At 72.1% G+C, this 10899-nt stretch carries 9 protein-coding genes; 4 read left to right on the forward strand and 5 right to left on the reverse strand.

Translation table 11 applies throughout. The features are described 5' to 3' along the window. Positions 1-61 precede the first annotated feature (61 nt). From IEY30_RS10670 to IEY30_RS10680, 3 genes are all read left to right on the forward strand, one after another. Complete coding sequence (locus tag IEY30_RS10670; protein WP_030195328.1) at positions 62-1792, forward strand: ABC transporter ATP-binding protein; 1731 nt, start codon at positions 62-64, stop codon at positions 1790-1792. Beyond that, positions 1792-3921 (forward strand): ABC transporter ATP-binding protein, encoded by a 2130-nt coding sequence (locus IEY30_RS10675; protein WP_030195330.1) that lies wholly within the window; start codon positions 1792-1794, stop codon positions 3919-3921. Before IEY30_RS10670 ends, IEY30_RS10675 begins: the two co-directional genes overlap by 1 nt. A 190-nt stretch (positions 3922-4111) precedes the next feature. Further along, positions 4112-4600: a CHAP domain-containing protein gene (locus IEY30_RS10680; RefSeq protein ID WP_030195333.1), complete on the forward strand. Its 489-nt coding sequence runs from the start codon at positions 4112-4114 to the stop codon at positions 4598-4600. A 206-nt stretch (positions 4601-4806) separates the two neighbouring features. Here the strand turns inward: IEY30_RS10680 and IEY30_RS10685 are convergent, their stop codons facing one another. Continuing rightward, positions 4807-4968, reverse strand: coding sequence for a hypothetical protein (locus IEY30_RS10685; protein WP_156035172.1), 162 nt, complete (start codon positions 4966-4968; stop codon positions 4807-4809). An 83-nt stretch (positions 4969-5051) separates the two neighbouring features. Next, positions 5052-8195: an AfsR/SARP family transcriptional regulator gene (locus IEY30_RS10690; protein WP_156035174.1), complete on the reverse strand. Its 3144-nt coding sequence runs from the start codon at positions 8193-8195 to the stop codon at positions 5052-5054. 255 nt (positions 8196-8450) lie between these two features. Between IEY30_RS10690 and IEY30_RS10695 the strand changes: the two genes are divergently transcribed. Continuing rightward, positions 8451-8987, forward strand: coding sequence for an NlpC/P60 family protein (locus IEY30_RS10695; RefSeq protein WP_030195339.1), 537 nt, complete (start codon positions 8451-8453; stop codon positions 8985-8987). 49 nt (positions 8988-9036) lie between these two features. On the opposite strand, the gene IEY30_RS10700 is transcribed toward IEY30_RS10695, so the two are convergent. The 3 genes from IEY30_RS10700 to IEY30_RS10710 form a co-directional block, all read right to left on the reverse strand. Then, entirely contained in the window at positions 9037-9684 is a 648-nt protein-coding gene (locus IEY30_RS10700) for a peptidoglycan recognition protein family protein (RefSeq protein WP_052358389.1), read from the reverse strand. A 152-nt stretch (positions 9685-9836) separates the two neighbouring features. Next, on the reverse strand, positions 9837-10268 hold the full coding sequence (gene soxR / locus IEY30_RS10705) for a redox-sensitive transcriptional activator SoxR (RefSeq protein ID WP_030195343.1): 432 nt from the start codon (positions 10266-10268) through the stop codon (positions 9837-9839). Further along, on the reverse strand, positions 10269-10832 hold the full coding sequence (locus IEY30_RS10710; RefSeq protein ID WP_030195346.1) for an AAA family ATPase: 564 nt from the start codon (positions 10830-10832) through the stop codon (positions 10269-10271). Positions 10833-10899: the final 67 nt, after the last annotated feature.

The raw sequence follows: 10899 nt of genomic DNA on the forward strand, positions 1-10899 counted from the left end.
CCCTCACCCCACGTGAGTCCCTACCGTCGTCCAGCGACACCATGCACCGAAAGGCACCCTCATGCTGATCCGACTGCTCCGCAGTCACCTGCGCCCCTACTCGGGCCAGATCGTGCTCATCTGCCTGGCCCAGCTGGTCAGCACCATGGCATCGCTCTACCTGCCGAGCCTCAACGGCGAGATCATCGACGAGGGCGTGGCCAAGGGCGACACCGGCTTCATCGTCAGCCACGGCGGCCTCATGCTCGCCGTCAGCCTCGTGCAGATCGTCGCGTCCGTGGCCGCGACCTTCCTCGCGGCCCGGGTCGCGATGGGGATGGGGCGTGACGTGCGCGCCAACCTCTTCGGCACCGTCGTCGACTTCTCCGCGCAGGAGGTGACCCGCTTCGGCGCGCCGACCCTCATCTCGCGCAACACCAACGACGTCACCCAGGTCCAGATGGTCGTCTTCATGGGCTTCGCGCTGCTCGTGACGACGCCGATCATGATGGTCGGCGGCATCATCATGGCGCTGCGCGAGGACGTCGGGCTCTCGTGGCTCGTCGCCGTGGCCGTGCCGCTGCTCGGCCTCTTCGTCGGGCTCGTCATCTCGCGGATGGTGCCGTGGTTCGGCCGCATGCAGACCTCGCTCGACGGGGTCAACCGCGTGCTGCGCGAGCAGATCACCGGCATCCGCGTCGTGCGCGCCTTCGTCCGCGAGGAGCACGAGGAGGCCCGGTTCGCCGAGGCCAACGGGCTGCTCACCAACGCCGGCCTGCAGGTCGGGCGCCTCATGGCGCTCGTCTTCCCGATCGTCATGTTCATCTTCAACCTCTCGACCGTGGCCGTCATGTGGTTCGGCGGGCACCGCATCGACTCCGGCGACATGCAGATCGGCGAGCTGACGGCGTTCCTGTCCTACCTGGTGCAGATCCTCATGGCCGTCATGATGGCGACCTTCATGGCGACGATGATCCCGCGCGCCTCGGTCTCGGCGACCCGCATCCAGGAGGTGCTCGACACCGAGTCGTCGGTCGTCGAGTCGGTGCAGCCCCTGCGCCTGCCCACTGGGTCGGCCGGGCTCGAGCTCGCCGGCGTCGACTTCCACTACCCGGGGGCCGAGGTGGCCGTGCTCCACGACGTCAGCTTCCGGGCCGAGCCCGGGCGCACCACGGCGATCATCGGCTCCACCGGAGCCGGCAAGACGACCCTCCTCGGCCTCGTGCCACGCCTCTTCGACGCCTCGGCCGGCAAGGTCCGCGTCGGTGGGGTCGACGTGCGCGACCTCGAGCTCGACGAGCTGTGGTCCCGGATCGGCCTCGTCCCGCAGAAGCCCTACCTCTTCAGCGGCACCGTGGCGACCAACCTGCGCTACGGCAACCCCGAGGCGACCGACGAGGAGCTGTGGGACGCCCTGCGCATCGCCCAGGGACAGGACTTCGTCCAGGCCATGGGCGGGCTCGACGCGGCCATCGCCCAGGGCGGCACCAACGTCTCCGGCGGCCAGCGCCAGCGCCTCGCCATCGCCCGGGCCATCGTCAAGCGGCCCGACATCTACCTCTTCGACGACTCGTTCTCGGCGCTCGACCTCTCGACCGACGCGCGGCTGCGCCGGGCGCTGCGGCCGGCCACGGCTCGCAGCACCGTCGTCATCGTGGCCCAGCGCGTGTCGACCATCGTCGACGCCGACCACATCATCGTGCTCGAGGACGGCCGCGTCGTCGGCCAGGGCACGCACGACCAGCTCCTCGACTCCTGCGAGACCTACCAGGAGATCGTCGAGTCCCAGCGCAGCGCGGAGGAGGCGGCCTGATGGCCGAGGGAGTGAAGACGGCCGAGGAGAAGGCCGCGGAGAGCCGCCGCGGCCCGGCCCGTCGGGGCGGTCCGCCCCACATGCAGATGGGCCAGCCGGGCGAGAAGTCGCTCAACTTCGGCCCGTCGGCCAAGCGGTTGATCGGACGGCTGCGCCCGCACCGCGCGAAGGTCGTCCTCGTCCTCGTGCTGTCCGTCGCGAGCGTCGCGCTCAGCTCGATCGGCCCGAAGATCCTCGGCCGGGCGACCGACCTCATCTTCGCCGGCGTCATCGGCCGCCAGGTCGGCCAGAACGCGCCTCCCGGCACGACCAAGGAGCAGGTCATCGCCGCGCTGCGCGCGCGGGGCCAGACGACGTATGCCGACCTGCTGGGCAACGTCGCCTTCACCCCCGGGCAGGGCATCGACTTCGACGCCGTCGGCCGGGTGCTCATGCTCGTCGTCGGGCTCTTCGTCGCGGCCTCGCTGCTCATGTGGATCCAGGGCTGGATCCTGCAGGGCGTGCTCCAGCGCACGATGTATGACCTGCGCCAGGAGGTCGAGGCCAAGCTCAACCGGCTGCCGCTGCCCTACTTCGACAACCAGCCGCGCGGCGAGCTGCTGAGCCGCGTCACCAACGACATCGACAACGTCGGCCAGTCGCTGCAGCAGACGCTCTCGCAGCTGCTCAACTCGCTGCTCACGGTGATCGCGGTGCTCGGCATCATGTTCTGGATCTCGTGGCTGCTCGCGCTCATCGCGCTCGTCACCATCCCGATCTCGATCGTCGTGACGAGCCTCATCGCCAAGCGCTCGCAGAAGCTGTTCGTCCAGCAGTGGCGCAACACCGGTGAGCTCAACGGCATCGTCGAGGAGACCTTCACCGGCCACGGCCTCGTCAAGGTCTACGGCCGCCAGAAGGAGACCCGGGAGAACTTCCGGACGAAGAACGACGAGCTCTTCGGGGCCGCGTTCGGCGCCCAGTTCATCAGCGGCATCATCATGCCGGTCATGATGTTCGTCGGGAACCTCAACTACGTCGCCATCGCCGTCGTCGGCGGCCTCCGCGTCGCGTCCGGCACCATGACCCTCGGTGACGTGCAGGCCTTCATCCAGTACTCCCGCCAGTTCACGCAGCCGCTGACGCAGGTCGCGTCGATGGCCAACGTGCTGCAGTCGGGTGTCGCGTCGGCCGAGCGCGTCTTCGAGGTGCTCGACGCCGACGAGCAGGAGCCGGACCCCGTCGAGCCGGCCCGCATCGACGACCCGCACGGCGCCGTCGCCTTCGAGGACGTGTCCTTCTCGTACACGCCCGACAAGCCGCTCATCGAGGACCTCGACCTGTCGGTGCGCCCGGGCCAGACCGTCGCCATCGTCGGGCCGACGGGCGCCGGCAAGACGACGCTGGTCAACCTCATCATGCGGTTCTACGAGCTCGACGGCGGCCGGATCACCCTCGACGGCGTCGACATCCGCGACCTGACCCGCCACGACCTGCGCTCGCGCATCGGCATGGTGCTGCAGGACACGTGGCTCTTCGGCGGCACGATCCGTGACAACATCGCGTACGGCCGACCTGGTGCCACGGAGGAGGAGGTCGTGGCCGCGGCCAAGGCGACCTACGTCGACCGCTTCGTGCACTCGCTGCCCGACGGCTACGACACGGTGCTCGACGACGAGGCGTCCAACATCTCGGCCGGCGAGAAGCAGCTGGTCACGATCGCCCGCGCGTTCCTGTCCGACCCGGCCCTGCTCATCCTCGACGAGGCGACGAGCTCGGTCGACACGCGCACCGAGCTGCTCGTGCAGCACGCCATGGCGGCGCTGCGGTCCGACCGCACGAGCTTCGTCATCGCGCACCGCCTCTCGACGATCCGCGACGCGGACCTCATCCTCGTCATGGAGGACGGCCGCATCGTCGAGCAGGGTTCGCACACCGAGCTGCTCGCGACCGGCGGCGCCTACGCGACGTTGTATGCCGCGCAGTTCGCGGGTGCCGCGGCCGACCTCGACGACTCGGCGGGCGCTCCCGGCGGGCCGGACGGCATACCCGAGCTGGCCGGTGTCGGCGCGGGCGCCCCGGGACCCGGCGGTGGCCCGGGTGTGCCCACACCGGATGCGGCGACGCCGGCCGACCCCAAGGTCGACTGAGCGCACCTGCACGGCGAGAGGCCCCGACGTCCCTGGTGGACGACGAGGCCTCTTGCCGTGTGCAGCGGCTTGTTAGCGCGTGGTTAGGGCACTCCCGGACTCTGTTCCCACGTCCCCTCGGGGGCAGGCCGGTCCGCAAGGGCAGTCCGGCCGACCGGCCCGATCACACGCCACCACAAGGAGATTCACCATGAACACTCGAGTCCGGAAGAGCACCTTCCGCACCCTGGCCACGACCGTCGTCCTCGCCGCCGCGACCGCCGGCGTCGTCCCCGTCGGGGCCGTCTCGTCCGCCGACGCCGCCAGCGCGATGGTCACCCACGCCCGCAACTACGTCGGCACCTACCAGGGGCAGTGCAAGGTCTTCGTCCAGAAGATCTACGCCGAGGTCTACCCCAACACCCTCGGCACCGGCTACTACCAGGCCTACATCAACGCCGGCTACCACCGCGTGGCCAAGGCCGACGTCGTGCCCGGCGACATCATCCAGGAGACCGACTCCGGCTCGCACACCACGGGCATCCACACCGCCATCGTCTCGGGCGACCCGGCGGGCGCCGAGATCCGCGTCATCGACTCGAACTTCGTGGCGCCCAACAAGGTCGGGGAGCACACCTACAACCCGACGACGCACGCGGAGTCCCACGGCGGCGTCGCCTACTACTGGCACAAGGGCTGAGCGCTCGGCCGAGAACAGCACGACAGCTCCGGTGCCGCGGGGACCTCGGTCCTCGCGGCATCGTCATGTCCCCCAGTGCTACCGACGGGCCTCGTCCCCGCGTGTCGCCCCTGACCGCTCCCCGTGTCCGCACCCCTGGCCGCACACGAACGAGGACCACGACGCCCCTGCGCGTCGTGGTCCTCGAGGTCGGGTGGCTCCGGGTGTCAGCTCCCAGCGATCCACTCGCACGGACCGTTGGCGGACTGGCCGCCCTTGACGCACCAGGCATCGACCGGAGCGGAGCTCGCGTGACTCGCCGTGCCGGCGGCGAAGCCGAGCACTGCAGTGACGGTCAGTGCCGTGGCGATGCGGATGATCTGCTTCATGGTGGCGGTCCCCTTGGCTCGTCGAGGGCGACGGGTGCGCCCTGCTGATGTCCGCAATGTAAGGGCCGCCCGCCAACAAATCCCTAACAACTCGCTCGCGGGGTCAGGGCCGTGGCGAGGGGTGGGAGCCGCAGGGCCTCCCGGCCGAGTCCCAGGCGATGGAGGATGGCGGCCACCTCGTCGGGCTGGTTGGTCTCGGCGCCGGTCGCACCGACGGCCGCACGGACGCGGTCGAGGCGAGCGAGGTCGCACGCGAGCTGGAGCTCGTCCCCCTCGGTCCGGCGTGCGTCGACGAGCCGGCGGGTCCGCTGCTGCGCCGAGCGCCAGTCACCGGTCGCGCAGTCCAGGTCGACGGCCAGACGCAGGCAGTCGAGGTCCTCACCGCTTGGCGCGTGCGCATCGAGCTGCGGACGGGCGGCCCGCAGCTCCTCGCCCGCCCGGTCGGGGGCGCCCCGCAGCAGCTGGGCCCGGGCGAGCGCGAGCCGGCAGTGGGCGGCTCCGAGCTCGTCGCGCAGGTCCTCGGCGATCCTCAGGGCCTCGGTGAGCAGGTCCGCGGCGTCATCGACCCGCCCCAGGTCGAGCAGGCCCTCGGACCGGGTCACGAGCCAGATGCAGGTCCGCCGTGTCGACCCGCCCTGCCGTGAGGCCTCCACCATCGTCGCGAGCAAGGGGTCACCGTCGCCCGGGCGGCCCATGTTGCGCAGCAGCACGCCCCGTTGGCCGTCAGCGCCCAACCGCCCCTGCTCGTCCCCGCGCTGCTCGGCGAGGGCGGCCACGGCGGCATACGCCTCTAGGGCCTCGTCGAACCTGTTGAGCACCATGGCGGCCCACCCGATCTGGACCGTCGCGGCCTGCACGAGGGCGATGTCGCCCAGCGCGCGAGCGGTCTCGAGCCGCCGCGAGGCGACCGTGGGCAGCTCGGGGAAGCGCCTCGCTTGGGCGAGCACACCGAAGAGCGCGCCGAGCAGCTGGGCCAGCAGGCCCTGGTCGCACGTCTCGGGGTAGTCGTCGAGCGCCAGGCGCAGGACGCGCTCCCGTTCGTCGTCGTAGGCGCGGACGGTGAGGAAGGTGCGCAGCGCGAGTGCGAGTCGAGCGGCGAGCTCGCGCTCCTCGAGGGCGACGGAGCTGAGCACGGCCGCCGTGAGGTTGATCCGCTCCGCCTCGAACCAGTCGGCGGGCGCCCGGGACGGCGCCGGGGTGAGTGGGGTCCCGCCCGCGCCACCGGTGCCGGTGCGGGGGCCGGCGAGCGTCGTCGCCGACGGCGCGGGCCCTTCGGCACCGAGGTGCGCCTCGGCCACCAGGGCGAGGCTCAGCCAGGCGGAGTCGAGGCCCAGGGACAGGGCGTCGCGGGCGGCCGCGCCCTCGGTGGCGAGCAGCCGCTCGCGGGACAGCTCGACGACGAGGCTGTGCACCCGGAAGCGGGCCTGCCCTGCCGCGTCGCGACCGCTCGGCTCGACGAGGTGCCGGTCGATGAGCAGGTCGAGGGCCTGCCGGGCGTCCCCGTGCGTGACGCCCTCGCCCATGAGCAGCCGCGGCACCCACTCGGGCCACTCGCCGGACGTGGCGCCGAGGCGGGCGAAGAGGGTCGCGGCCGGCGCGGCCAGGTCGCTCACCGAGGCTCCGATGCTCGCCCGCACGTCGATGTCGCCCACCGACAGCTCGTCGAGCCGTGCGTGCTCGCCCGAGAGCCGGTCACGCAGCTCGTCCAGCTCGAGGTCGGCGTTCGTCGCGAGCTTGGCCCCGGCGACGCAGAGTGCGAGAGGGAGGTGGCCGCACAGGGCGCTGATCTCGGCGACGACCGGGTCCACCCCCGTCGAGGTGCGGGTGCCGGCCGCCCCGGGCGCCACGTGCCGGTCCGGACCGGCGAGCTCGACGATGAGCCCGGCCGCGTCCTCGGGGGACAGCGGCGGCACGGTGTGGCGCCGCACTCCGACGAGGCCCGCCAGCTTGCTGCGTGAGGTGACGATGGCGGCAGAGCCGGGACCGGTCGGCAGCAGGCGTCGAACCTGCGCCTCGCTCAGGGCGTCGTCGAGCACGACGAGCAGCCGCTTGCGGTCGATCGTGCTGCGGTAGAGCGAGATCCGCTCGTCGGGGTCGGCCGGGATGGCAGCCGGGTCGACGCCGAGGGCCCGGAGGAAGCGGGCCGCGACGTCGTGCACGTCCGCGGAGCCGCGGGGACCGTGGCCGAGGGCGGCGTGGAGGGTGCCGTCCGGGTAGGCGTCCCCGAGCGCGTGCCCGGCAGCGACGGCGAGGGCCGTCTTGCCGACCCCTCCGACGCCGACGAGGACGACGACGGTGGGTCTACCGCCGGGTGCTGGCGTCGCAGGAGAGGGGTGAGACAGGCCGGCGGTCAGTGAGCCCAGCTGTGCCGCCAGCGCGGTGAGCAGCTCGTCCCGGCCGACGAGGGTCCACGCCAGGGCGGGCAGCTCGCGCGGCACGGGTTTCGGCCGCGAGACCCCGGGGGAGGGGGCTGCCGCGACGGAACGCCCCTCGAGGATCTCGACGTTGAGCTCGGCGAGGGCGGCGCCGGGCTCGACCCCGAGCTCGTCGACGAAGGTGCGCCTCAGGCGTCGGTACTCGTCACCGGCCTCGCTGCGCCGGCCGGTCGCGGCCAGGGCCCGGAGCCGGTGGGCGTGGAGGCGCTCATTCCACGGGTCGAGGTGCAGCTGGCTCGCGGTGGTGGCCAGGACCTGGTCGTGCATGCCGGCGGCCGCGAGCGACTCGACGAGCAGGTCGACGGCGCCGACCCGCTCGTCGTGCAGCGACTGCACGAGGGTCGCGACCTCGGTGTCGGTGGTGGCGGGAGCTGCGTCGCCGAGCGGTGAACCGCGCCAGAGGTCCAGCGCCTGCCCGAGTGTCCGGGCGACTGCGGCGGGGTCGCCGGCCTCGGCCGTGCCGCGTGCCTCCGTGACGAGCTGGCGGAAGTCCACGACGTCGAGCCGGTGCCGGCCCATCCGCAGCTGGTAGCCGAACGGGCGCGTTGCCACGAGGTCACGGTCATGGGTCGCGAGGCGGCGCCGGAGCCCGGCCATGAGGTTCTGCAGCTGCTGCTTCGCGGTCGGGGGCGGCTCGGTCCAGAGGACGTCGATGAGTCGCTCGGTCGGGACGAGCCGGTCGGCGCCGAGGACGAGCATCGCGAGCACCAGACGCTCACGGCCGCTGCCGAGAGGCACCTGCACCCCGTCGTCGGTGAGGACCTCGACCGGCCCCAGCACCCCAAATCGCACGGGTCATTGATACCCGACGCCGAGCGTGGCGGGGCAAACCGAACCGCCGTGGCCCCGGCTCGGTCTGCCGGGGCGGCTCGGTTTGGTGGCGGCGTCGGCCCGATGCTGCGGTTAGTCGAATGTTAGGGAGGCGTCGAATCGTGTGCGGGGGCAGGCACCCCGCCTGCACACGGCACGCGGCACGCGGCATACGTCCGCGTCGTGCCGAAGGAGCGGCCGACGTGGCTCGGCCTCACAACCACAGGGAGACAATTCATGAAGACCCAGCCCACCCGCCGCGCCGTCCTGCGCTCGGCGCTCGCGACCGCAGTGCTCTCGACCGCAGTCCTCACGGCCGGCCCGGCGCTCACGGCGCAGGCCGCCCCGAACGACCCGATCTCCCGCGCCGACGTCATCGCCCGCGCCCAGAACTGGATGGACCGCAACATCCAGTACAGCCAGACCGGCACGGCGACCGGCCCGGACGGCGTCTACTCCTGGCGCCGTGACTGCTCGGGCTTCGTCTCGATGGCTCTCAAGCTCGGCCCCACCGGCCTGAGCGCCCCCAACACGACGGCCCTCGCCGGCTCGACCTACAGCTCCGGCATCTCGAAGGCCAACATGAAGGCGGGCGACTACCTCGTCGACGCGGGCAACCACGTCGTGCTCTTCCACAAGTGGGCCAACACCGACCACACGCAGTTCTGGCTCTACGAGGAGTCCAACCCGACCGACGACATGAACCACCGCATCGCCAACCTCAGCACCTACGCCGGCTACGTCGCCCGCCGCGCGGACAACATCCGCGACTGACCGACCCGATGGCGCCCGCCCCGATCCTCCCGGGGCGGGCACCGTCGTGCTACCAGCCGGTGCGGCCGAGCGTCTGGCGGACCGAGTCGCGGATCGAGACCATGTCCCAGTTGAACGGGTCGGTGCGGCCTGAGGCACTCGTCTCCTGGTGGGCCCGCACGAAGCGGTGGTCGTGCCCGAGCGCGCCGACGATCCGGGCCGCGACCAGGACTGCGACGGACTTCTGCACGCTCGTGGCGTACTGCGTGGGCTCGGCCGACGTGGCGGCATACTCGATCTGCACCCCGACGTAGAGCGCGTCGGCCGACCCCTCGGGGACCGGCCCGCTGTCGAGGGCCCGTCCGGCGTGGTGAGCGCGTCCGGCGGCGATCACCCAGCACTCGCCGTTGCGGTCGACGAGCACGTGGCACCGCGGGGCTCCCGACGCGACCCGGGTCCCGGCCGCCCCGTCGCCCGTCAGCTCGGCGAGCGACGGGGCAGGCGCCTCCGGCGTCGCGAAGGCACCCGTGTGGTGCAGGAGCACACCGACCGGTGCGAACGGGCCGGTCACCGCGCGGGACTGCCAGCCAGGGGTCTCGTGGACGGTCAGGCCTGCGTCGGACAGCGCGCCCGCGAGCCAGAGGAGGCTCCTCGCGTCGGCGAGGTCCTCCGGCGAGGGTGGGGAGAGCGGGCCGCCGGCGCGCGGTGATTGGGCCATCTGGGCCTCCTTCGATGACGCCGGGCGATCCGGGCGCGATCGAACCCTGCCGACCGTCAGTAACAACGCCCTAACCGCGGCCCCACCGTCGCAGACGCACTCGGGCGTGACGGGCCGTTCGCACGATGAGCGCCCCGAGCGGCACGGAGCCGTCAGGGCTCGAGGAGCACGGGGCCCGGTCCCCGATCGGCCAGCACGTCCGACGGGTTGTTGAGGGCGCAGGTGCGCAGGCTGAGGCAGCCGCAGCCGATGCAGGAGTCGAGCTGGTCGCGCAGCCGCTCGATGCGTCGGATCTGGTCGTCGAGACGGCTGCGCCAGGCGCGCGAGAGGCGGGCCCAGTCACCGGCGGTGGGAGTGCGTCCCTCCGGCAGCGTGGCGAGCGCAGCCCTGATCTCGTCCAGGGACAAGCCGATTCGCTGGGCGGCGCGGATGAACGAGACGCGTCGGATCGTGACCCGCTCGTAGCGCCGCTGGTTGCCGGAGGTGCGCACCGAGTCGATGAGCCCGAGGTCCTCCCAGTAGCGCAGCGCCGACGTCGCGGCGCCGGTGCGCTCGGCGACCTGGCCGATCGTGAGCGTCGACATCTACGCGATCCGCGCCTCGGCCAGGCGCGCGACGATCTCCTCGACGGTCTCGTCGGGCGTCTGCTGCGAGCTGTCGAGCCAGAGCCCGATGTGCGGGGTCTCGGTGCGCACCTTGTGGTCGAAGTCGCGGATCGACCAGAGGTCGCCGTAGCCGACCTTGGCCCGCTCGGACTCGCGCTGCATGACGGTGCCGACGTCGGGCGCCAGCATGACGAGGCTCAGCGGCCGCGCGGTCAGCTGGTCGAGGAACGGCTGCAGGCTCGCCCCGACGAAGAGGTCCTGCACGACGACGGTGAAGCCGGCCGCGGCGTACTCGTTCGCGGAGTGGGCGGTGATGGCGTGGCGCAGGGCGAGCTGCCGCTCGGCCTCGGGGTCGCCATGCGGCGACATGTCGACGCGTCCGCGCACGACGACCCGCCGGAACTCGTCCCCGCGAAGGTGGACGGCGCGCGAGAAGCGCTCGGCGAGCAGCTGGGAGACGGTCGACTTGCCCGCTGCCATGACGCCGGTGACGACGATGACCTGCGGGATGTCGACGGCGGGGTGGAGGGGCCGGTCGCTCACGTTGCACCACCCTAGGGGTCGGCGCCCGAAAAGTCGCCGGACCTCAGGTGACGTTCAGGTGCCCGCA

It is taken from the genome of Terrabacter tumescens (assembly GCF_014646815.1).
GTDB lineage: Bacteria > Actinomycetota > Actinomycetes > Actinomycetales > Dermatophilaceae > Terrabacter > Terrabacter tumescens.

What these genes read in the sequence shown, in the direction of transcription:
- IEY30_RS10685 (WP_156035172.1), bottom strand. Translation starts at nt 4,968, where the DNA reads ATGAAGCAGATCATCCGCATCGCCACGGCACTGACCGTCACTGCAGTG.
- soxR (WP_030195343.1), bottom strand. Translation starts at nt 10,268, where the DNA reads ATGTCGACGCTCACGATCGGCCAGGTCGCCGAGCGCACCGGCGCCGCG.
- IEY30_RS10680 (WP_030195333.1), top strand. Translation starts at nt 4,112, where the DNA reads ATGAACACTCGAGTCCGGAAGAGCACCTTCCGCACCCTGGCCACGACC.
- IEY30_RS10700 (WP_052358389.1), bottom strand. Translation starts at nt 9,684, where the DNA reads ATGGCCCAATCACCGCGCGCCGGCGGCCCGCTCTCCCCACCCTCGCCG.
- IEY30_RS10670 (WP_030195328.1), top strand. Translation starts at nt 62, where the DNA reads ATGCTGATCCGACTGCTCCGCAGTCACCTGCGCCCCTACTCGGGCCAG.
- IEY30_RS10695 (WP_030195339.1), top strand. Translation starts at nt 8,451, where the DNA reads ATGAAGACCCAGCCCACCCGCCGCGCCGTCCTGCGCTCGGCGCTCGCG.
- IEY30_RS10675 (WP_030195330.1), top strand. Translation starts at nt 1,792, where the DNA reads ATGGCCGAGGGAGTGAAGACGGCCGAGGAGAAGGCCGCGGAGAGCCGC.